Origin of the sequence: Paenibacillus sp. 4624 (assembly GCF_050435065.1) — a bacterium.
GTDB lineage: Bacteria > Bacillota > Bacilli > Paenibacillales > Paenibacillaceae > Paenibacillus > Paenibacillus amylolyticus_D.
Genome location: NZ_JBNDJR010000005.1, coordinates 230648 through 252668, shown reverse-complemented (window position 1 = coordinate 252668; position 22021 = coordinate 230648). Strand labels below are relative to the sequence as shown.

Below are 22021 nucleotides of genomic sequence, written 5' to 3'. Positions count from 1 at the left end.
TCTACAGAACAAGTACGATTCTTTTTCTGACTAAGTATCAAAAAGTATACTAATGGAGGTTTTCGCGTGAAATATGATTTTAATTTTGATCAACTCTGTCCAGCTACGTATGCTTTTCAGGTGATTGGCGGCAAGTGGAATCTGCCGATTCTGGCGATCCTGAGTGAAGATGACAGTATTCGATATAACGAATTAAAAAGAAGGCTGCCCGGCATCACACCAACGATGTTAACGAATTGTTTGAAAGATTTGATTCAATACGGAATCGTGCATCGGGAGCAATATAACGAAATTCCGCCAAGAGTCGAATATTCACTCACACTATCTGGCAAAGAACTGGTTCCTTTAATTGAATCGATGGTGTTATGGGGTCAAAAAAATATGCAGCAAGCTTCGGATTCATATTAAAACGGATAAGTGTCTGGTGCTATCGTATGCTGTTAGCGGAATTCCTGACTTCCACTTGTGTACCAGATCAGGGTTGGCAATGAATGGTCGGCCAAAAGCCGCCAGATCAATTACACTGCCCTTAATTGCCTCTTCTGCTGTCTCCAGACTAAGATTTCCTACTCCGATCATGATGTGTTCCCATTGTGTCCGAATGGCCTGATGGAAGTTGAGTCCATCTAACCAGACACTTGCATAACTTTCGGTTGAAGGGTGCAGAATGGTGATGCCCGTTTCACGAAACAGCGCCAGATAGGCGTGGAGAGTCTCGACTCTAGAGGCCCATGAATAAGAAGGATCATCATCTTTTTTTTCGGAAAACCGGATGCTTATGCGTTCCACGCTGATTTCTTTTTTTACCGCCTCAATAATCTCTCTCAAAAAACGAAGTCTCTCCTGAAGACCGCCACCATATTGGTCTGTTCGTTTGTTCGTACGCTCATTGATGAATTGATCAATCAGATACCCATGTGCTGCATGGAGCTCAACCCCGTCAAACCCTGACAAAACTGCATTGCGCGCAGCCATCTGAAAATGATAGACGGCATCCTCGATCTCCAATGGAGTCATGGCTTGAGGGCACTCATAGGGCTTGTGAAGTTTATGCACCTTCCCCTCCGCTTGGATGGGTGAAGGTGCTTGGGGCTTCCTTCCGATCAAGTCGGAATGCGAGAGGCGCCCCACATGCCATAATTGTGCGATGATCGTACCGCCGTGTCGATGAACAGCCTCTGTTACCTTTTTCCATGAAGCGATCTGTGCCCCCGTGTATAATCCAGGTATCCCGTATGTCCCTTTGCCTGAAAGCATCGGATTAATGCCTTCCGTAATGATCAAACCTACGCCATCTCTAGCTCGTTGTTCGTAATAAGCAGCAATCTCATCGGTTACCGTTCCGTCCTCATCCCGTGCAAAACCTCTGGTCAGTGGAGCCATCACGATACGGTTGCGAAGCTTCCATTGGTTGATCGTTACAGGTTGAAACATATTTAAATTGGATTTAGACATGTCATTTCCTCTTCTCTGTTTGAAATTAAAACTATTGTAGAACGAATAAGACATATCGTAAAATGATTAGAATATATAGGACTATCACTGAGAGTGATACCTTTCCTTAAAGGAATAACGAAGAACAATCGTTCTTTTTTTCGCCTAAAAAAATTGCTGTTCGGGAGGCTGTCATGGAACTATCTGATATTGATATTATGCTGGCCGTTGGACGCTCGGGCAAAATCTCACAAGCAGCCAAAGAACTAAACTACGCCCAGTCTAATGTCACGACACGGATCAAAAAACTGGAGGAAGAATACCAGGTACAGTTGTTTAACCGATCTTCCAAAGGGGTGATACCCACGGAAAAAGGGACGCAGTTTCTTTCTTATGCGGCACGGATTCGAGGTCTACTACATGATTTGCAACAAGAGATGGCCGATCCGGAGGAACCATCGGGTACGTTGAAAATCGGAATCGTCGAGACCGCTGCTTCACGTCGTTTCATCGAGATTTTGAATGAGTATCAGATGACGTATCCAGACGTATCCATTTCGCTGGTGAACGCTACCTCCCCCAAAGTACTAAGGCATAAAATTCGGTCTTCTGAACTGGATGGTGCTTTCATTAGCGGGGCCTGCGTGAAGGAAGGGTTAAAGGTGGAATATGAGATGCAGGATACGGTTCACATCATCTCGAAACGAATGGAGTCACCTTTGGAGTCATTTTGTCAACTTTCATGGGTTGTCTTTCCCCAAGGATGTCCGTACCGTGAAATTACAGAGAAGTTTTTGGCAGAGGAGGGGCTGTCGGCCAAAAGATTGATCGAAGTCAGTACAATGGAAAATCTACTTAGCTGTGTAGAATCCGGAATCGCTGTGACAATTATGCCCTGTAGCGTTGTTCACAATAAACCTGAGGCATACACGTTACACAATCTATCCGATGTACTCACACCGACTACAACCACATTTGTACGGGGTGAAAATCGATATGTCAGCAGTGCGCTACAGCAGTTCATGAGGCTGCTAAATGAGAAGTGTGCAACCTTCTAGGTCTTCATTGCGAACAACTTTTCTGACTCTTCGACCGTATGTGCATCAAAAAAGAGAGCAGCCAGATGGCTGTTCTCTTTGTATACTGTAGCTCGTTCTACATACCCAGGTAGCTCATTCTGCTCATCCAAGCAGCTCTTTTATTTACTTAAGACTGTTCCAAAATTGCTGGAATGCCCCCTGCTCCACTTTAAAAAATACAGGCGCAAAGCCGTAACGTACCATGCCTTCCTCTCCGAACAGGACAAGTTTAACCTTGGTTTTATCCTCAAGAGTCAAATAAATCATTTTACGATCTTCTCTACCATAGAGACGTTCATCCAGTTCAGGACTGGCTGCTACCGGAGCTGCTAGAGATAGTGCATCAATAAAGTTGTTCAGTGAGTCGTCTACCGGAAACTGCTGGAGCTGCTGCAACCCGTTATTCCAGCTATCAAAGCTCTCCCACTGTGCCGCAGTCACATGATCCTTCATGTTCAGCTTGCCGAGGAGATCAGATAGGCCGCTGACCGATATACCATTGGTTTTATCAAACAGTTGTGCATAGACTTGACCGTCTATTTCCGTATAAGACATAATCCGAAAATCAGAATCGTATCCTTTCACGGTGTAAATATCTGCTGTACCAATCGTCGAGGCCAGCTCTTTGTAGTCATCCTCACCACTTCGCTCATGGATGCCACCAGTCGTTTTGCCCAGTTTCTCACCGCGGAGCGACAAGGCATCTGCACCATCCACCGTTGTCGCAGATTCGGTGTAGACGTTGCCATGATAAACAACTAGTCCAATCATGTCTGCCTTAACATTCTTATCATTACTGGGTAACTCAGTCTTCGGAATCTCTACGGGAACAATGTTTGAGTTTTCAGTCTTGATCACGGTCTGACCTTCGGAAATCGAGCCCTTGATAACGTCTCCGGAATTTAACGCAGTCTCTTTTGCAGGTGCAGTCGTTCCACCCCATTGTTGCCATACCGTTGGTGCTGTCAATCCAATGCTTGCTGCGACTACAACACTCGCTGCGATGTACAGCGATTTACGAGGGCGTTTCGTGGATTGACGCTGGACATTCACGTTCTGTTCGATTCTTTTTTTCATCTGGTCATCTGTTTTCATCTGATCCACCGCTTTCTTATATCGTTGTTTGAATTGTTGTTCATTCATGGTTGTTCCTCCCCTTCAAGCTCCAGTTTTAACAGTTGTCTCCCCCGTTGTAATCTCATCTTCACAGCTGATTCACTAATCTCTAAAATCTTGCTAATGTCCCGGATACCATAGTCTTCGTAATAATAGAGATGAACTACCGATCTATATTTCACGGGCAGAGACAACACCAGTTCAATCAAAGCCCGATCTTCAGAATTATCCAGCGTGATGGGCTCCACGGCTTCCAGCTTGACTTCCCGTTTACGCCAGCCTTTACGAAGCAAGGATTTGCAATGATTGGTAATCACCCGAATCATCCATGCTTTTTGATGTTCCGCATCGTTGAACGCAGGCGCTTTTTCCATCCATTTGATGAATGTGTCCTGAGTAGCTTCTTCCGCGTCTTCCCGCCTGCCGAGGTGAACCATTGCAATCCGGAACAGCGTATCCGCGTATGTATCATAGATGTTCATAACTTCATCACTTGGTTGAGATGTTGTTTGCTGCATGGTTGTTGTGCCCTCCTTTATACCCTAAACACTCTTACGGACGACATTTGGTCACATTTTGTTTTCACTTTTTTTATCTTCGCTTGCATAAACGCAAAAAAGGCTATTTCGCTGACGACACAACCAAGTGCGTGTCATTGAAATAGCCCGTTTCATATTAACATTAACGGTAAAATGCTCCCCTTCAAAACGGTTAATTTGCGAACTAACTTATTTCCAAATAATCGAGATATGCGTCCCATGTACCGTCATCTGCTGTTACGATCAGTTCAATCACCTGATTTCCGGTACCATGACTGATATTATTCAGCGTATACACTGCGGGACTGCTACCTCCAAAATAAAACGTGCCTTTCGTCTGCCCGCCAATCTTTAGATCCACTCTGGCCATATTGGCATTGTTCGACGCACCTCGCAAAGCGAATGAATGCGTTCCGCTTGAGAAGTTATGCGTCGTCCGCACGGCATCATTATTAGCATACAGGACAACACCGTTGAACGGGGAGCTGATGTTCCCGGTATACTGTCCGCTCTTGGTCATATTCTCCGTTTCGATTCTCACCGTCGTTGCGGGTGGATTGTTGGTTGCCCCATCCGGTGCAACAGCTCGTCCGGTGGATGGAGAGATCATGCCGGCACACAGGCCACGGTTTTTCAGATTCTGAGCAATCTGTGGAATGGCCTGAAGTGTTGTTTGGTACTGATCATGCATCAAAATAACATCTCCGCTTGCCATACGATTCACGGCAGCTACAATCTGTGAGGCACTTGCCCCATTCCAATCCTGTGAATCGACATTCCACAATACTTCTCTCAATCCGTTCTGGCTAATGACCGACTTCAACGTTGCATTGGTGGCGCCATATGGTGGTCTAAAGAGCGAAGGCGACGAACCAGTAATCGAACGAATCGTCTGTTGGGTACGCGTAATCTCGGATGCCATCTGTGAACTGTTCAGCTTGGTCATATCCGGGTGAGTATAGGAATGGTTGGCAATCCACATCCCGGCGGATACCTGCGCTCGAACCAAAGCCTGATTGTTTTGCGAATTCTGCCCGGTATTAAACATGGTAGCGCGTAGACCCGACTGTTTCAATGCATTAAGTATATTGTTGGTATTGTTGGAAGGGCCGTCATCAAAAGTTAAAGCTACATAACCGTTTGGACAACTGGCATCAGCTGCAGTGGCAGAAGGAAGTGGCGGAATAGCGAATAACGAACCTAAAAGGGCAACAGACATGGCAGCTTTAATGAGTTTGGATTTAAACATGAATACACCTCCAGTAAAGTAGTTAACATAATAATTATTTTGGATTAATCTAAATTCATGTTATTACAGACACATAAGCCTCCTCTCTTTTATTCGTAACCCCTTTTATAAAAGCGCTTACATAAATGAATAAAAAAATGCTATTGTCAGCACAGTAGCGCTTGTTCGGGTTGAATCTAGTATATACGATGATTTAATAGAAGTAAATTCAAATTATTACAATATATCCTATTTAGTTATCTGAAAAATCTATCTTTTTCTCTCTATCGGCTTATTCAAGCTATATCCAAAAAAAGAAACTCCTTGATGCAGAGCTACTAACCACATAGATGATTAGCCCTGTATCAAGGAGACGTTATTTCTTCGAATGCGTACGAGTCAGATCATGAGTCAAACATTGTTATTATTGTCAGTCGCAATGAATAAGAGTAATGCCCTGCGACTATTTGTTAAAGGTAACCTTTTCAACGCTGCCATCCAACATAATGGATGTATCACGCGGTTTTGTTTCCGCAATTTTACGTCCTTCTCTGAAGGAGTACAGAACCGCTGCCTGTTTGCGAACCGCCTCGTATTCATTCTCCGCTTCCAAAATGATGAAGTTTGCTGGCTTGCCTTCTTCAACACCGTAACGATCCTCAATGTGCAGTGTTTTGGCACTATTTTTCGTAATCAGGTCGATGGAATTCACAATCTGGTCGTATCCCAGCAACTGTGAAGCATGTATGCCCATGTGTAGTACTTGCATCATATTGCCCGTACCTAGCGGATACCATGGATCGAAGATATCATCATGTCCGAAGCAGACGTTCAGACCCGCTTCTTGCAGTTCCTTCACTCGTGTGAGTCCTCTTCTCTTCGGATACGTGTCAAAGCGTCCCTGCAGGTGGATGTTCACCAGCGGATTGGACACAAAGTTCAGATTGGCCATCTTCAGCAGACGGAACAGCTTGTATGTGTAAGCATCGTTGTAAGATCCCATCGCTGTTGTATGACTTGCCGTCGTGCGTGAGCCTAGTCCGCGTTCATACGCTTCCTTGGCAACAACTTCAATGAAACGGGATTGCTCATCATCAATTTCATCACAGTGAATATCGATGAGACGGTCGTATTTTTCAGCCAGGTCAAAAGCCACTTTCATAGAATCAACGCCGTACTCACGCGTAAACTCAAAATGCGGAATGCCGCCCACAACGTCTACGCCCATTTTAAGTGATTCTTCCAGCAATGCTGCACCGTTAGGATAAGAGTGAATGCCTTCCTGCGGGAAAGCTACCAGTTGAATGTCGATGTACGGTGCCAGTTCTTCCTTCACTTCAAGCATCGCTTTAACGGCGATCAGACTTGGATCGGTCACGTCTACATGTGTTCTCACATGCTGAATGCCTTGCGCCATCTGCCACTTCAAAGCTGTTTTGGAACGTGTTTTCACGTCCTCATGGGTCAGAAATGCTTTACGTTCCGACCAGCGCTGGATGCCTTCGAACAACGTACCGCTCAGATTCCACTCCGGCTCCCCTGCTGTCAGGGTTGTGTCCAGGTGAATATGTGGTTCAATGAATGGTGGCAGCACAAGTGCTCCGCCTACATCCAGTATCTCTTCGCTTGTACCCTCAGCTAACTGTAGATCTTGTGTAATCTGCTCGAACTTCCCGTCTCTGATGATAATATTCCACAGGCCCTCTTTACCCCGCAATTTTGCGTTCTGTATAATCATGTGTTTTCCCCTTTTCTTTGGATGATGTCATGGACACGATCGCCATGATGACGGTATACGCCACGGCTGTACCAATCAGCGCATTAAGCGGTGTTACCCCGGGAGCCAGCTGTGCAAATGCTACGCCGATAGCCCATGCAGCCATAGCTACCCAGTTTACTTTTTTGAAATTCATGTCGGCAAATGGCGCATATGATCTGCGTTTTACAATGAAGTAGTCCGCAATGATGATCGCTCCAATGGAAGGAATCGCTGCGCCCAGCACGTTCAGGAAACCTACGAAGTTGTTGTACATCCACATCGCGAACACCGTTCCGATGATTCCGTTAATGATAACGAAGAATTTTTTCGATATTTTCGTAATGTTGGCAAAACCTAGACCCGAAGCATATAAAGCATTGTCATTAGTTGTCCAGATGTTGAGGCCCAGCACGATAATTGCAGGAATGAGCAATCCTTGAAGGAACATCACTTCTGATATGTCAGCCAAATTGTACGCCATCGCGCCGACAGCCCCGAACAAGAACATGAGTGAGTTACCGAGGAAAAATGCAATCACCGTCGCCGTAACCGCCTGCCGCGACGTCCGGGAGAAACGTGCAAAGTCTGGCGTGAGCGTCCCGCCGCTTATGAAAGAACCGATACAGATGGTCAGGGCCGCGGCCGCGGTAAGCGTCTGTGTTGGTGTGTAATCCAGCAAACCCTGCAGACCACCCAGTGAGCCTGCCCCCTCAAACATGGAATACCCTCCGAGAATCGCTATGGCAGGTACCGCAATATAACCAAGAATAACAAGAGACTTCATACCGAAGATTGCGGATGCAGTCATCGCCAGTCCAAATACAAAGATCAACAGGTACACATTCCAGTCCATTGCTTTAGCAACCGGAATGGCAAACATCGCCACGCCAACGCCAAACCATCCAACCTGTGTAAAGCCCAGCAGAAACGAAGGCAGATAAGAACCTTTTTCACCAAACGAATACTTCGCAAGCAAATGAGTGGACAATCCTGTCTTGGCAGCGATATGTGCCAGCGCCCCGGTGTAGATGCCAAGCACCAGATTTCCGGCCAGTACAATTGCCATGAATTCCATAAAAGTCAGGCTGACACCGAGTGTTCCACCAGCCAGCATGCTAGCCGAGAAAAACGTGAATCCAAGCATGACGGATAACGTCTTCCAGAAATGATTGCGCTGTGCCTTAGGCACCTCTTGCCATGAAAACTCTTGATCTTGTTTGCTCATCAGAAACCCTCCAGATAAAAGTGTTCTGATACCATAAAAAAAGCAGAAAAAGAGGCTACTCGTCACGCTTTTACGCTGACAAGTAGCCTCTTTATGCATCATAACCCGCGCGAAGACACAGAACATCCCTGTGTAGGAAATGCTCTGATTCTCGCGTGATTACAAAATCCGCTGCCCTTGCCAGCCTCTCTGGACTGAATTAAAGGTACCAGTATTCAATTACATTCTATTATTTTGGAAAATAGTATAACTGTCAATGTCATTTTCATCCAAATTCATTAATAATCGAATCGCGAGAAACCGGTATTTAACTCATAACTCCTGTCATGGCTTGGTCTCCACGTCTTCCCTTGCTGCGTCAAAATATGATGTAGTTTATTAAAAAGAATTAATCACTTGGCAGGAACAATTCGCATAAATGTAGAATATTGTCACAAGCATAATTAAATTGAGGTGTGAAATGAGAAAATTCGTAAGTGTACTCTTGTTCAGTTTATTTTTTCTGATTATCCTGCCCAATGTGGGACAAGCTGCTCCGCAAACTAAGATTATATTGGATGGTCAGGAGCTTGTGTTGCCGTCAGATGTCGAAGTTGTCAATGTAAACAACAATGTCATGATTCCCATTCGTGTTGTTGCTGAGAATTTGAAATTCAACGTGAAATGGGATCAGAAGAGTCAGAATGTGAGCATTGAACAAAATGCCAAGGTCCTTTCTCTCAACGTAGGTAAGAAAGAAGCTAGGGTTCAGAATGAAAAAGTAACACTGAACACGGCACCGAAATTAATCAAAAATACGGTCGTCGTTCCCCTTCGTTTTGTCAGTGAAGAAATGGGGCTGTCCGTAAGCTGGAATAACAAAGAAAAAATTGTTGGCCTGACAAGTACTGAAGTTCCTCCTGTTGCTGAGCCATCCCCTGAACCCGCTGTTCCTGGCGTAGGGAATAACATCGTGTGGAGCAAAGTTAATGATATCAGCTTTGCTAATCAGCAGCTTGTTGTATCTGTTGATACACAAGTTACGCCACAGATCACCCGGCTATCCAATCCCGATCGCATTGTGGTTGATCTGCCAAATACAACGTTTGGAGATATTGGCTCAACTTTGCAGCAAGGGACAACGGGGAAGCTTGATGTCAGCGGTATTGCGAATGTGACAGAAGTTCGATATGCCCTTTTCAAAAATGATCCGGCTCAAGTTAGAGTTGTTATTGAGTTGAATAATTTGAGCGACGTGCAGGTCAGTTCTCAATATGTCAGTGGCAAACTGATTGTTGACTTAGCGCTTACAGCTACGAGCGGAATTCCAATCAATCCCGCTGGAAACGAAGGCGGCAAAAGCATCGTTGTCATTGATCCCGGGCATGGCGGCAAAGATCCGGGCACCATCGGTATCTCCAACACACAAGAAAAAGATTTCACGTTGCCACTTGCTCTCAAAGTTCAAGCCCTTCTGCTGCAGGAGCCGGATATTGAAGTCGTGATGACACGTGACACGGACGTTTACCCCACCCGCCCAGAGCGAGTGCAGCTGGCTAACACGTTAAACGCGGATGTGTTTGTATCCATCCATGGAAACAGTGTGAAAGCCTCGCCACAGACTACAGGCACCGAAACGTACTATTACAAACGAAGCAGCAGTAAAGAACTGGCGGATATCGTACACAGACATCTCATAGAAGCGTTAGGCTTTAAGGATCGCAAGGTCAAGAACGGTAATTTGGAAGTGCTTCGAAATACAATGATGCCCGCTGTGTTGCTTGAGGTTGGATTTCTAAGCAATTTGGTCGAAGAACAAGCAATGCTTTCCGAGAGTGTTCAGAATAAAGCAGCTCAGGCCATTGTGGATGGAATCAAGGAGTTTTTACACCAATCCAATGAACAGTAGATGTAATAGGGAACTGAATGTGAAGATAAGGATGTGCTTTGATGAATAAAAAGGCAAATATTATGCTCCTGCTCTACCTTACAGCTGTATTGCTCATACTTGCTGGTTGCGGCAATAAACCGGCTACGGATCCTGGAAATGCGGAGCCCGCACCTAACCCGTCTCAATCTAACGGCTCTTCCCCCTCCGCACCAGATGCCGAGAAAAAAGAGACACAAGAAATTGAAGTGGCTTATGTGGACTCGGAACTCACTCAAGTCAAAATCAAAAAAGCAGAAATTGAATTTTCGGACAGTAACGAGAAATATACACAAGCGTTTGATGCAATGCAGCGCTCGGATGACCCGGAGTATATCTCGTTATGGAGTGACATCGGACTGGAATCACTTGAGTTTCAAGAAGCCGATGGCAAAATTACGTTAAACATTCACATTCCAGACGAAGCGAGACTCGGTTCTGGCGGCGAACTTCTTTTCCTAGATACGTTGAAACAAACCATCTTTCAGTTTCAAGAAATCCAAAGCATTCAGTTGCTTGTAGATGGGAAAGAAAGCGAGAGCCTAATGGGTCATGTGGAATTAGAGAATCCGATTGTTCGTGGTTCGGAATAATTGGATCAAGCTTAGTAAATGGCGTCTGCGAGAACAAAGATATGAATAAAACAAGCGTATGAATAACGAAGCATTAGCCGCGCTTTAAAACGCGAAAAACCTTGCGATCTAATTCTAATTAGACAGCAAGGTTTTTCGACGTATTGAGAATGAGTACGATGCAAAACTTCATTTTCCATTTCGTATCGGTATACAACATCATACAAAAGCGTTAAACGCACTTCATTTCACTCCCTCTTCGATTGGCTTGTTCATGAAGGGTTAGACGCGTATTATCCGCTTTTGTTGCTCCTATGCTCTTAAGCACTTCTCGCAAGTAGAGAGACATGATCATGCATGATATAATCGAATTCATATTACTATTCGTGAAGAAAACGTCTGATATGGTTTTCGTAGGAATACGAGTTTGGAGTAGTCTCATGTTAATGATAAATATTGTGCTTGTTATGTTTTTGCTAGGTCTTCTTCTTGGGTTCGTGGGCGCAGGCGGTTCCGGTTTCATTATCTCGATCCTGACGGTTGCATTCGGATACCCTATTCATGTTGCCCTCGGAACGGCGCTTGCAGCGATGTTTTTCTCTTCGCTCTCGGGTTCAATCAGTCATTACCGGGAGGGAAATGCAATGCTCAAAACAGGTGTGATCGTTGGTCTGGCCGGGGCAGCAGGTGCCTGGATCAGCTCAGGATGGTCATCCTATATTCCAGAGGATCGGCTTGGCATGCTGACTTCGTTCATGCTTTTTGCATCAGGACTCGCGCTGTGGCTTCGCTTAATTCTTGTTTCGCGACGCCCTGCTGGTTCTGAGATACAGGCTGTTATACTTGGAGAAGGTCTGCGTTACTGGGTATATGCGTTATTAATTGGGGTAGTTACAGGTATGTTATCCGGACTATTCGGTATTGGCTCCACACCCTTTATCCAATTAGGGCTCATGCTGTTGTTAAATATGCCTATGAGATATGCTGCCGGAACAACGATGTTGGTCATCATTCCCATAGCCTTGGCTGGTGGAGCCGGATATATGAGAATTGGTTATCTGGACTTGCAGTTGTTATTGCTGGTTGTAATCGGTACAATGTCCGGCTCATACGTTGGAGCGAAATTTACGAAACGTGTACCAGCGCTCTGGCTGAAAGTAAGTATGGTCGTGACACCGATGATTGGAGCGACCATATTATGGCTTTGATTTTCTTGGAGCGTTCAGTGTAAGGCGTGCTACATGTGGCGAAACTGTTCGTTGTCCCATTCAAAAAGGCTGCACCCAACATCTTGATGATGTGAGAACAGCCTTTTTCTGGTGTCTATTTTAAAAGTTAGAAAACTAAGCTATCATAGTTATCCTTATGAGACTATACACGCTGGAGATGGGTATCCTTAAACTCCGTTTCATATTTCAAACCAAAGCCAAACATACGATCCATACCAATATGAGCGATCCAGATGAAGCTGATCAACATCAGAACGTCCATCTTCAACACGTAACCCGCTGCCAAAAATACCATAGGAATAATGTACGTATGTCCCACATTGTAAATCAGTGCGCCCAGCTTATTGTTAGCAGCATAACCAATCATGAACACATCCGGGACGAGAAGCAACAGCAGGAAGAGCCACCAGGAGTAATCATTGTAAAAGTAAATCGTTGTCGCAGCTGCAAGCACCAGGAAGCCTTCTAATCGAATCCATAATCTAGTCATTTTAGTTTAGCTCCTTTAAATGTAGTTTATTTTGATTTTAATGTTCTCCATTGGGAGATTTTATTCCGCTCAGCATCCACCCGATGCCCTGAGATACCTGTTCGTGTGAGAGCGGCTGGGCTGATAGCAATACAGGGGATTGTAACGTTAATCCGTCGAACACAGCTTGAATTAAGACTGCAAAGGTTTCTTTTTTGTTTTCGTCCAGCGGCAGATCCAACCGATCGATGATTAATCGAATACCCAATTTCATCTCCTGGTACAGTTTCACTAACTCGTTAGCCAGCTTTTCATTACTCACACTCTCTGTCCAAAGGCTGATTAACAGTGTAAACCACTCCGGGTTTGTTTTACGAAATTCAACGACGTGTTGTAACGCTTGCTGGAGCAAATCCGCGGGTTCTGCTGTCATATCCAATTGTTGCAGTGCTCCCTTCATCCCCCGGTTAATCATCCATTCCCGCACAACCTCTACCAGAAGTGTTTCTTTCGTAGTAAAATGGTAGCCAATCAGTCCTTGTGCCACGCCAGCTTTGGCTGCAATTTCTTTCATGGTTGCTTTTGTATAGCCTACCTGACCGAACAACGTAAAGGCCGCTTGTAAAATGGCGTTTCTGCGCTCATCTTGGTTTACTGATTGTTGCTTAGACATTTGAATTCAACTCCAATACTGTTTGGTTGAACAGTCAATTTATATCCTTATTTTAGAACTGTTTGGTTGAACAGTCAATACTTTTTTTAACATTTCAAATTGTATGTTTCTTTCAAATGAATATGCTACACTATACATGTGATATTAATGGTTTATTTTAGGAGGTTTTAAAAATGATGAGCAGTGTGGGATTTCCAGGTATGTTATTTGCCATAGTCTTTCTGATTCTTGTGATTATGCTGATTCGGAGAATATTGAAACGATGAGAAAGACAACCCTTGTTAAATGGGCTACTTAAGTGAGTAAATGCGGTTAAATAAAGAAAGCGTTGTTTGTAATAACAACGCTTTTCAGTATGTAAAGTGTCTCATGAAATTTTGAAAGATGTATTAAAACCTCTTCATTCCCTTCAGTAACTTATGATTTCACCTTGAAAATCTTGATGTCTACGCCGCCCTCCGACGGATAACCCTCACCAATAAGCGCATCCACGTTCAGATCGGATAGAGCCTGACTGTTGGTTATAATCCGAGGCGAGGTGCGAAACAGCATGTCGCCCTTCACTTCCCCAATATACCCATTATTTTCGATGTACATCTCGCAAGCTTGCCCCGTATAATCCTGTCCCTGTAACATATACCTGGCCGACAGGCTGTGACGTCCCCCCTCTTTTCCAATAATTTGTGTATCCACGCCACCCTCACGAACGAAGCCTTCGAAACAGGTTCCTGTAACATGTCCTGTAAACATAATCATCACTACCGAGTCGCCATCCGCGTTTTTTAGCTCGATTGAATTTTCAATCTTAACGTGTACAGTAAACAACTCTTCCATCTCTAGCTTCGCTATCAATCATGATCATCCTCTCTGTCTGTTACTTCGTGATTTTATTCATTTGTTGATCCTTACTTCACTTCGTCAGTTACATAAGGACTCCTGCTAACAAGCGGACAAGTGAAAGACTTCCCTAAGAAGCCTAACAAAAAAAGTTGCCATAATAGCAACTTTGAAAGGTTGAGAAAATATTTTATAAGGATTGGAAGTAGACGCTTATAGACGAACAATGTATTACCAGACATGATCCAGCTCGGGATGAAAGAAGGCGTAGCCCCGCTTTCCATTTTTCTTAATTCTGTACATGGCCATATCCGCAAGTTTTAGAAGTTCAGTCGGATCTTGTCCATGCTTGGGAAACAAACTGATGCCAATACTGGCGGATAGATGGATCTCAATGGCATTCACATGAATCGGAGCTTCAAATGCATTCGTCAGATTTTTGGCAACGATCTTTGCATCATCGTCATCCTTAAGCTGGTTCAGGATAATGCTGAATTCGTCACCTCCGAGTCTTGCTACGCAGTCCGTACTGCGAATACTCCCCTTCAATCGATGAGCCACTTCCATTAAGACCTGATCACCTATTTCATGACCGTAGGTATCGTTAATCTGTTTGAATCCATCCGTATCGATATACATTACCGCAAACCGTGACTCACTTCTTACCGCGTTGCTGACAGCCCATGCAAGACGATCCTTAAATGCTAAACGATTAGGAAGACCTGTCAAGGAATCATGCAAGGAAAGATGTTTACTGATCTTCTCCGAAACTTTGATCTTGGTATACTCGGTCTCCAGCTCTTTAATCAGGTTCTTAAGTTTGTACACGCGAGTGCTTGTATTGGTTGTATCGCTAATCTGCAGTAGTGCGTAACTGTGGTCATTTTCATAAAGCGGTTCAACATGTAGATTTTGTCTGTAAAAACTCTCATCTCCTCCATCCTTCGGAAGGATAAAAGATTTATGTAGAGCGCTGGAGCAGAACCTGCTCTGCCCGTGATAGAGCGCGTTTTGTATAATATTCATATACATATTAGCCTTGAATCTGGGGCAAATCTCAAGCAGATTTTTACCGAGCACGTCTTCAGCGGACATGCCTGTTAAACGTTCCAACCAGCCATTCCACACGAGAATTCTCAATTGTCTGTCGACAATCATAATCCCCATCTTGGTTTTGTTGAGCGCTTGTACAATGAGATTATCCATGGTTATCCTCCCAGCAGAGCATCTATCTTATCCAGCAGACTGGAGATGGAGTCCATGCTCAATGCAATAACGATAATTCCTTTTACATCTGTATCTGCAAGCAAAAAGGAGGTATGTAGCACTAATATATACACTTCATTCTGAAGCAGGATTTGCGGGTCTGTTTTCGTAACATGAATCAGTTCGATATCAGGCAGTACGTACTCCAGTTTTATTTCAAGGAAATTTCCGAATTCGCCAATAATCGCATTGAGCAACACATTGCTGACTTCCTGCAACACATCGAGATCCGTGTCCATTAATCGACAATCGCTCTTATCCACGCTCTCTGTCAATTCTCCGAGACACATGTTAGCTAGCACTTTTGCCTGCTCGGCAGGGAACATCAGGAAAGCTTTGCCTTGAAACTGATACCCGAACTGCAATGATGACCGAAAGAGATGACCTTCGGAAAATAAAATATTGTACCTTCGATCCTCTGGGTCTACTTCCGTAATGGAAATCAGCTCAACTTCGGGGATATTGAGTACAATATGCTTGTCTACAATTTCTGATAACATGTTAGCTGCCTGTCCAACGTAAACGTTGACAAGTTCAGTAAGCAGATCTTTCTGCAGCTCATTCAGCATAACGTGCCACCTGAATCATTTGTAGCAATGTATTCGCTCTTTCTGCGGTTAGCGGTTTATTCAGAAATCCTGAGATTCCTAACTCCTCCACTTCCTCACGGGTAGCCTTCTGAATATCGGCAGACAAAATTATAATTTTGACGTTCTGATCTTTCTCTCGAATCAAACGAAGCATATCCTGACCGCCCAGTCCTGGCATCAAAAGATCTGTCGTTATCAAATCAGGTTCGTACTCTTGATAAAGTTGAAAACCGTCTTCTCCGTTGGTGGCCGTTCGAATTTCGCAATCCGGAATATGATCGCTAATCAACTTGCTCATCATTTTCTGTACAAAAATCGAATCTTCCACAATTAATACTTTCATGATTCTACTCAGTCTCCTTGATAAAGTTTTAAGGGCGCAAAAGATCAGGCGCTGTAGACAGTTTCTTGAGAAGGAGCTTCGCGCACAGGTGGAACCCCTTAAAAGTGACTGACAGATAAAATAGGCAAAACAATATAAATTATAGTTACTAGAAAAATAGGTTGTCAACAATATTTAAAAATAAGTTATAACGTATTCATCTGTCAATGGAAGGGAAATTCCAACGATTTACAAAGCAAAAAGGACGAGCAGAGAATCTCTGCTTCGTCTCTTCTTGGACTATCTGTGAATAATCGTTTTACATTTGGAAACAACTCCATTAATGATCGTTCCTTTACATCGTATAATAACGTTTTATTGCGCTTTCCCCATATTAACCAGATTCACATCCGACAGTGTAATCGTGGTATCGCCTTGCTCAGTACCATCAATCTTACCCATGTCAAACACAATTCGGCTGTTCGTATAACTCGCTTCATTCGCTTGGAACGTAAACGTAAATTGTTGTTCTTCCGTCGTCAGATTCATTTGATTGCCATAGAATCCAGTCCATTTGTAGTTCGCAGGGATATCCACCCAGCCAATACCTACACCCAGCTTGCGTGTTTTATCGGCTTTTGCTTTGAATGACAACTTATAAGTATAACCTTGCTGCATCGCAAAGCCTTCCTGGATCAATTGCCGGTCCCACGCATTCTCTCCGACTTGACCAATCCGTGCCTGTAACTGCTGGTTTTCCGCGCTGAGAACCAAGTCTTCCGGTTTATTGCTGGCCGCATATGGGAACCAGCCGTTCGTTCCTTGCGTAAAGTCACCATTTTTGATCAGATTGACATGTACAGGTTGCCCACCCTCTTCTGCGCCGGGATTGACCTCAAACAGCATTACATTTTGAATGGATACAACATGTTCGGCTGCTGGCTCCAGTGAATGACCCAAACCGAAGTTTAACAAACCTGCCTCATCCTCAGTATCTCCCATAGTAAAGGTATAGGCATATGGCTGTTTCGTTGTGGTCAATTCAGCCGCCTGCTCCAAATACTTCACATCATCACTGCCCGTTTTCGATACAACCACCTGCATCGGTTTCGGTACTGAAGCCGAAGCATCAAAACTTAGACGATACGTTTTCCCTGCTTCAAGCGTTAGCTGTCCTTGCTGCAATATAGCGTCCCACCAATTCTGGGTTGTACTAGGCACAGTCAAGCTAATCCCTTGGTCATCGCTATAAGTCACCGTAGTGACACTAGCCGGCACCATCCAATCCGATGTTACTGAGCTCAGTTCACCGTTTTTTACTTTGCTCCGTGAAATGTCCAGCCAGCGTGTGTTATATTCGTTTCCTTCAAAATTCACGTAATACGTTGTCCCTGCTTTCAAAGATACCGACGGGAAATACACCGTTTTGTACGTTTGCCAGCCGCCCGTATCGCCTAACGTCAGATTAGAACTTGCAACGGTATGGCCTTCTTCATCTTTGACTGTAAAACGTACCTTTGCATCGTCTTTTGCACTTGCCATTCGTGTTGAAAAGGCATATGCACCGTCGTTCGCTGCTGTTATTTTGAATTGAAGCAAATCTCCTTCATCCATATAGCTAACATGCTCGCCGCCTTCATCGGAATTCTCAAGCTGTAATCCCTGCATCACGTAAGCATCTGCGGCAGGAATATGAGTATAATTCTGAATCGCTACCGGTTTTCCACGTTTCGTCAACCGCACATTGTCAACATAAAGCTTGCCAGTAGATCCGCCAAATAAAAGCTTTAATTCAGATGTTGCTGTAGCTGCACCCTCTCCGATCACAATTTCACCAGTGTATGTTTTCATCTCAGACCCGATCTGAATCTGCTGCCCTTGATTCATTTGTACGTTATGGCCTTCCTCGGTAGATAAACCGATATCCATAACACCTGTCGTATCTGCCTTGGCATCAAATGAGAAGCCGTAGGTCGTGTTACCTTCCAGCTTCATACCAGGCTGAGTGACAGCAACCTGTGCCGGCTGACCATTTGTTTTCTTCACATCGACAACAAGTTGTCTCTCCATGATCGGGAATTTCAAGAAGTTATTGACGGATACCTGTGCTTCAGCACCCGACTGAATTTCAGTGTTCCAGAAGCCGAGCCGTTGTTTCCCTTGATCAAATGTACCATTGAATACGTAATTGCCATCCGGGAGTGCTTTTCGTTCCACTGGGAGTGGATCTGCCTCCCCAATCTCAGTCAGTCTCACGTTGGTTACCGAAACTTCGCCTTCGTTTAATCCCAGATTAAATTCGAAGCGTGCATTGTTGTCGGAACCATTACGCATGTTGAATTCGTATTCATAAGGCTGCCAATCCGTTGTGACTGAAAATGCTTTTTCTTCAGAGTAATTCGTCCAGCTTTTTTCAAACTGAGTTACTTTGGAGCGGATAACCCGGTTTGCAGAAGCTTTTGCATCAAACTCGACTTTATATTTTTTGTCTTTCTTGATATACATCGGCATTTGGGTGAGCTGAACCGAATAGGTTTCCGTTCCTGCTTTGGAGATCGTTACTTTGGCTGCTTTGCCTTTCGCTTCATCCTCTACGACTTCAACCTTGCCCTCTCCGCCTGCATTGGTAATAAAATTCCAATCAGCAGGAACACCAGTTGTATCTACACCTTGGATAAACTTCTCATTATAAATCTGGTTACCATCCGCTTGCGGTGCGCGCTGTTTCTCAGGCTCAATCGGACTGGAAGTCACGTCAGGCCATTGATCCATATTTTTATACGAATACACTCGCACAAAATCCACATTCATCTTCTCGGAAACAAAATCATTCTCCGGTGATCCCGGCCAGTCTCCGCCAACTGCAAGATTGAGAATGAGATAGAACGGGCGATCAAACGGTGCAGGGAACGTGTAGCTTTCCGGTTGTCCCGCAGCCGTTGTCTGCCAGTTGTTAATCTGATGATGCAACTTGCCATCTACATAGAATCGAATCATGCCTGGCAACCATTCTACCTGGAAATCATGATAATCATCGGCAAAAGATTCACCTTGTGGCAATGTAAATTTGCCCTGATCATGTCCGTGAGAGCCATCCGCTTTCTTGGAATCGTAATGGATCGTACTGTAGATTTCATGATCTTTGTTTTTGCCGCCGATCAACTCCATGATGTCAATCTCACCAGAAGCGGGCCATCCTCCATAATGCGCTTCATCCGTAGGCATCATCCAGATTGCCGGCCACATGCCCTGCTGGATGGGAAGTTTGGCTCTCACAACCACTTTTCCGTACGTCCAATCGCCCTTCTCTTTCGTAATCAGTTTACCGGAAGTATAATTTTTGCTTCCCTTCTGTTCCCGCTTTGCTTCAATCTGCAATACATTGCGGTTGCCATCCTTCACAATACGTGTGTTATTCGGGCTGTAATATTGCAACTCATTGTTGTACACAAGCTCCGTATCCTGAACGGTCCATTTGGATGCATCCACGGAAGGCGCATTGAATTCATCATTCCAGACCATTTCCCAATGCTCATCCGGAATCGTCGTTGCCGGAATCGGTTTTTCACCTGAAGGAATGCCCGGAACGGACGGTGTCGTTCCGCCTGAATTGGAAGAGCCTCCCCCGCCTGAGCTAGAACCAGTACCCCCGTTAGAAGTACCTGGTGTAGCAGCGTTTGGTTGCTCCGACTGTCCTGTCCCAGACGTAATGCTATCCTTGTATTGTCCTGGTGCAACCGCTTTCCCATTAAGCAATACGTTGGCGGCATCGACTTCAAGAAGCTTGATACGACCTTTACTATCAATAGCCGTATTGCGGGCTTTACGGTTTACTTTTAATGAATTAATCGTACCTTCGGCAGATAACTCAACTGTAGCCTTGTTTTCGACAAATAGCTCTTCAACCTGTGTTGCTCCTGTGATCTCAACATGTACCGGACTTGTGTTTTTGTCTACCACAACTCGATTCAATTTAGAGTTATGAATATCGATCGAGTGGTTTCCTCCGCCCTTCACGATCACACTTCCAGTGACCGTCACTCCGTCGAGCCTCACTGTACCTTCTCCAATGGCTTCTGTAAGTAACAAGTTTCCATTAACTGTGGTATTTTTCAGTGTCACATCGGTTGAGCGGATAATCAGATTACCTTCTACTTTGGATTCATAGGTACCTGGTTTGCTTTTAATATCAGCTATCAACGTAGACATGATGGTAGCAGCTTCTGCTCTCGTAATGTTGGATTCAGGTGCAAGATTTCCGTTGTATCCGTTTACAAATTTATTGTTTACGAAGTAGTTCATCGCATTTCTTGCATAGTCAGCTACATCTTTGTCGTCTTTAAATGCAGAACCGAGCGGTTGATTCTCGCTGCCTGTCGATAATTGAAACGCACGATCTGCCATTACGACAGCATCCTGCCGGGTAATCGGAAGTTGTGGAGACAGATGTGTTGCATCGATACCCTGAATAATGCCAGATCCACTTGCTCGTGTGATTGCATCATAATACCAGTCTTTTTCACTAACATCTGTGTATGATGCCGCTCCGGGGCCTCCTGCGAATCCGAACACCCGGTCGAGCATCACAACAAATTCGGCACGGCTAATACGTTCACTCGGTCTGAATGTGCCGTCCGCATAACCTTTAGTCAGCGCCATATCCTGCAAACGCATCACTGCTTTTTCAGCCCAATGCCCTTGCAAATCTTTGTACGGCGCCCGAAGCAGGCTTGACGCCTGCTCCTGCTCCGTTACCGTTTGCTGCTTCATCTGTTCTGCACCGACTACAGCCGGAGCTGCCAGTGAAACGATCATGCTTCCTGCTACGAGACAAGCCAACCCTTTTTTCACTCATATTCCTCCCTAGAATGTGTGGTCACTTGCAGGGCAGTACTACTCTTTTACTGCCCCAATGACGATACCTTTAACGAAAAAGCGTTGTAAGAATGGATATATGACCAAAATCGGCAATGCCCCGATGAAAATCTGTGCTGCGCGAACCGTACGCTGGGAAACATTCTCCAGCATGGATGGGTCCACGTTGATTTTACTGAGGTCTTGCTGCACGATAATGGTTTGTAGCAAGGAAGCCAGTGGGTAATTTTTGACATCGGACATATAGATCATGCCGTCGAACCAAGAGTTCCACTGACCTACCATGGTAAACAAGGACAAGGTTGCTATCGCTGGCATGGACAGCGGTATATATACCAGCGCCAGCGTTTTAATGTGACCTGCTCCATCCAGATAAGCCGCTTCCTCCAGCTCTTTAGGCAGACCGCGGAAGAAGTTCATCATCAGAATGACATTCCACACGGACAGTGCACCTGGCAATACCAGCGCCCAGATCGTATCCATCAGACCCAGCTTTTGAATCAGAATATAACTCGGGATCAAACCTCCGCTGAACAAAATCGTAAATACAAAGAACCAGGTGTAGATCGAGCGGCCTTTGAAATTGAGATCTTCCTTCGACAGCGGGAATGCGGTAAGTAACATAATCACCATTCCGATCACGGTAGCAATGACTGTTCGTTTAACCGAAACCAGCAAGGAATTAATGAAATTTGAATTGCCGAACGTTTTGACATATGCATCTGTCGTAAAGCCAATTGGCCAGAAACCGACAAGATTGGCTGAGGCCGGTGCCATGCTGCTGAACGAAACGGCCAAAATATGAATGATAGGCAGAATGCAGAGCAGTGATAATACGCCCAGAAAAATATAGTTCGCAACGCTGAATATTCGATAGCCTTTTGTTTTGTAATACAAGCCCT

Annotated in this window: 20 protein-coding genes; 5 read left to right on the top strand and 15 right to left on the bottom strand. The window is 44.7% G+C overall.

Annotation, left to right across the window (positions count from 1 at the left end; translation table 11 throughout):
• Window positions 1-66: 66 nt before the first annotated feature.
• Complete coding sequence (locus tag ABIE27_RS13915; protein ID WP_123066539.1) at window positions 67-408, top strand: winged helix-turn-helix transcriptional regulator; 342 nt, start codon at window positions 67-69, stop codon at window positions 406-408.
• On the opposite strand, the gene ABIE27_RS13910 is transcribed toward ABIE27_RS13915, so the two are convergent.
• On the bottom strand, window positions 400-1455 hold the full coding sequence (locus ABIE27_RS13910) for an alkene reductase (RefSeq protein ID WP_429350730.1): 1056 nt from the start codon (window positions 1453-1455) through the stop codon (window positions 400-402). The two genes, ABIE27_RS13915 and ABIE27_RS13910, sit on opposite strands and share 9 nt — an antisense overlap.
• A gap of 173 nt (window positions 1456-1628) precedes the next feature.
• On the opposite strand from ABIE27_RS13910, the gene ABIE27_RS13905 reads away from it, so the two are divergent.
• Entirely contained in the window at window positions 1629-2492 is an 864-nt protein-coding gene (locus ABIE27_RS13905; RefSeq protein WP_429350729.1) for a LysR family transcriptional regulator, read from the top strand.
• Here ABIE27_RS13905 and ABIE27_RS13900 read toward each other — a convergent pair.
• The 6 genes from ABIE27_RS13900 to codB form a co-directional block, all read right to left on the bottom strand.
• Window positions 2489-2623: a hypothetical protein gene (locus tag ABIE27_RS13900; RefSeq protein ID WP_275670052.1), complete on the bottom strand. Its 135-nt coding sequence runs from the start codon at window positions 2621-2623 to the stop codon at window positions 2489-2491. The two genes, ABIE27_RS13905 and ABIE27_RS13900, sit on opposite strands and share 4 nt — an antisense overlap.
• 13 nt (window positions 2624-2636) lie before the next feature.
• Window positions 2637-3656 carry a hypothetical protein gene (locus ABIE27_RS13895; RefSeq protein ID WP_429350728.1) on the bottom strand — a complete coding sequence of 340 codons (1020 nt, stop codon included), beginning with the start codon at window positions 3654-3656 and terminating at the stop codon, window positions 2637-2639.
• On the bottom strand, window positions 3653-4147 hold the full coding sequence (locus ABIE27_RS13890; protein ID WP_429350727.1) for an RNA polymerase sigma factor: 495 nt from the start codon (window positions 4145-4147) through the stop codon (window positions 3653-3655). Before ABIE27_RS13890 ends, ABIE27_RS13895 begins: the two co-directional genes overlap by 4 nt.
• A 205-nt stretch (window positions 4148-4352) precedes the next feature.
• Window positions 4353-5417: a polysaccharide deacetylase family protein gene (locus ABIE27_RS13885; RefSeq protein WP_429350726.1), complete on the bottom strand. Its 1065-nt coding sequence runs from the start codon at window positions 5415-5417 to the stop codon at window positions 4353-4355.
• Window positions 5418-5859: 442 nt separating this feature from the next.
• Complete coding sequence (locus ABIE27_RS13880; RefSeq protein WP_123063448.1) at window positions 5860-7134, bottom strand: cytosine deaminase; 1275 nt, start codon at window positions 7132-7134, stop codon at window positions 5860-5862.
• A complete protein-coding gene (gene codB / locus ABIE27_RS13875; protein WP_123063449.1) occupies window positions 7103-8380 on the bottom strand; it encodes a cytosine permease in 1278 nt (425 codons plus the stop codon). Before codB ends, ABIE27_RS13880 begins: the two co-directional genes overlap by 32 nt.
• Before the next feature lie 460 nt (window positions 8381-8840).
• Here codB and ABIE27_RS13870 point away from each other — a divergent pair, with 460 nt between their 5' ends.
• From ABIE27_RS13870 to ABIE27_RS13860, 3 genes are all read left to right on the top strand, one after another.
• On the top strand, window positions 8841-10268 hold the full coding sequence (locus ABIE27_RS13870) for an N-acetylmuramoyl-L-alanine amidase (protein WP_429350725.1): 1428 nt from the start codon (window positions 8841-8843) through the stop codon (window positions 10266-10268).
• A 41-nt stretch (window positions 10269-10309) separates the two neighbouring features.
• Window positions 10310-10879, top strand: a complete 570-nt coding sequence (locus ABIE27_RS13865; protein WP_123063451.1) for a GerMN domain-containing protein — start codon at window positions 10310-10312, stop codon at window positions 10877-10879.
• A gap of 419 nt (window positions 10880-11298) precedes the next feature.
• The gene (locus ABIE27_RS13860; protein WP_123063452.1) at window positions 11299-12066 is read left to right on the top strand and encodes a sulfite exporter TauE/SafE family protein; all 768 of its coding nucleotides are present in this window, start codon (window positions 11299-11301) and stop codon (window positions 12064-12066) included.
• Between the two features lie 163 nt (window positions 12067-12229).
• On the opposite strand, the gene ABIE27_RS13855 is transcribed toward ABIE27_RS13860, so the two are convergent.
• The 8 genes from ABIE27_RS13855 to ABIE27_RS13820 all read right to left on the bottom strand — a co-directional run bounded on the left by ABIE27_RS13855 (window position 12230) and on the right by ABIE27_RS13820 (window position 22016).
• Window positions 12230-12577 carry a DUF4260 domain-containing protein gene (locus ABIE27_RS13855; protein ID WP_123063453.1) on the bottom strand — a complete coding sequence of 116 codons (348 nt, stop codon included), beginning with the start codon at window positions 12575-12577 and terminating at the stop codon, window positions 12230-12232.
• A gap of 37 nt (window positions 12578-12614) precedes the next feature.
• Window positions 12615-13229, bottom strand: a complete 615-nt coding sequence (locus ABIE27_RS13850; protein ID WP_123063454.1) for a TetR/AcrR family transcriptional regulator — start codon at window positions 13227-13229, stop codon at window positions 12615-12617.
• A 417-nt stretch (window positions 13230-13646) separates the two neighbouring features.
• Window positions 13647-14081 carry a DUF3237 family protein gene (locus ABIE27_RS13845; RefSeq protein ID WP_240036696.1) on the bottom strand — a complete coding sequence of 145 codons (435 nt, stop codon included), beginning with the start codon at window positions 14079-14081 and terminating at the stop codon, window positions 13647-13649.
• Window positions 14082-14297: 216 nt separating this feature from the next.
• Window positions 14298-15272: a sensor domain-containing diguanylate cyclase gene (locus ABIE27_RS13840; protein WP_123063455.1), complete on the bottom strand. Its 975-nt coding sequence runs from the start codon at window positions 15270-15272 to the stop codon at window positions 14298-14300.
• Between the two features lie 2 nt (window positions 15273-15274).
• Complete coding sequence (locus ABIE27_RS13835; RefSeq protein ID WP_123063456.1) at window positions 15275-15901, bottom strand: chemotaxis protein CheC; 627 nt, start codon at window positions 15899-15901, stop codon at window positions 15275-15277.
• Window positions 15891-16265, bottom strand: a complete 375-nt coding sequence (locus ABIE27_RS13830) for a response regulator transcription factor (RefSeq protein WP_123063457.1) — start codon at window positions 16263-16265, stop codon at window positions 15891-15893. Before ABIE27_RS13830 ends, ABIE27_RS13835 begins: the two co-directional genes overlap by 11 nt.
• Window positions 16266-16619: 354 nt before the next feature.
• On the bottom strand, window positions 16620-21095 hold the full coding sequence (locus tag ABIE27_RS13825) for a carbohydrate binding domain-containing protein (RefSeq protein ID WP_429350724.1): 4476 nt from the start codon (window positions 21093-21095) through the stop codon (window positions 16620-16622).
• Between the two features lie 42 nt (window positions 21096-21137).
• Entirely contained in the window at window positions 21138-22016 is an 879-nt protein-coding gene (locus tag ABIE27_RS13820; RefSeq protein ID WP_123063459.1) for a carbohydrate ABC transporter permease, read from the bottom strand.
• Window positions 22017-22021: the final 5 nt, after the last annotated feature.

What these genes read in the sequence shown, in the direction of transcription:
- ABIE27_RS13865 (WP_123063451.1), top strand. Translation starts at nt 10,310, where the DNA reads ATGAATAAAAAGGCAAATATTATGCTCCTGCTCTACCTTACAGCTGTA.
- ABIE27_RS13840 (WP_123063455.1), bottom strand. Translation starts at nt 15,272, where the DNA reads ATGGATAATCTCATTGTACAAGCGCTCAACAAAACCAAGATGGGGATT.
- ABIE27_RS13830 (WP_123063457.1), bottom strand. Translation starts at nt 16,265, where the DNA reads ATGAAAGTATTAATTGTGGAAGATTCGATTTTTGTACAGAAAATGATG.
- ABIE27_RS13910 (WP_429350730.1), bottom strand. Translation starts at nt 1,455, where the DNA reads ATGTCTAAATCCAATTTAAATATGTTTCAACCTGTAACGATCAACCAA.
- ABIE27_RS13855 (WP_123063453.1), bottom strand. Translation starts at nt 12,577, where the DNA reads ATGACTAGATTATGGATTCGATTAGAAGGCTTCCTGGTGCTTGCAGCT.
- ABIE27_RS13905 (WP_429350729.1), top strand. Translation starts at nt 1,629, where the DNA reads ATGGAACTATCTGATATTGATATTATGCTGGCCGTTGGACGCTCGGGC.
- ABIE27_RS13890 (WP_429350727.1), bottom strand. Translation starts at nt 4,147, where the DNA reads ATGCAGCAAACAACATCTCAACCAAGTGATGAAGTTATGAACATCTAT.
- ABIE27_RS13860 (WP_123063452.1), top strand. Translation starts at nt 11,299, where the DNA reads ATGTTAATGATAAATATTGTGCTTGTTATGTTTTTGCTAGGTCTTCTT.
- ABIE27_RS13880 (WP_123063448.1), bottom strand. Translation starts at nt 7,134, where the DNA reads ATGATTATACAGAACGCAAAATTGCGGGGTAAAGAGGGCCTGTGGAAT.
- ABIE27_RS13870 (WP_429350725.1), top strand. Translation starts at nt 8,841, where the DNA reads ATGAGAAAATTCGTAAGTGTACTCTTGTTCAGTTTATTTTTTCTGATT.
- ABIE27_RS13885 (WP_429350726.1), bottom strand. Translation starts at nt 5,417, where the DNA reads ATGTTTAAATCCAAACTCATTAAAGCTGCCATGTCTGTTGCCCTTTTA.
- codB (WP_123063449.1), bottom strand. Translation starts at nt 8,380, where the DNA reads ATGAGCAAACAAGATCAAGAGTTTTCATGGCAAGAGGTGCCTAAGGCA.
- ABIE27_RS13835 (WP_123063456.1), bottom strand. Translation starts at nt 15,901, where the DNA reads ATGCTGAATGAGCTGCAGAAAGATCTGCTTACTGAACTTGTCAACGTT.
- ABIE27_RS13850 (WP_123063454.1), bottom strand. Translation starts at nt 13,229, where the DNA reads ATGTCTAAGCAACAATCAGTAAACCAAGATGAGCGCAGAAACGCCATT.
- ABIE27_RS13895 (WP_429350728.1), bottom strand. Translation starts at nt 3,656, where the DNA reads ATGAATGAACAACAATTCAAACAACGATATAAGAAAGCGGTGGATCAG.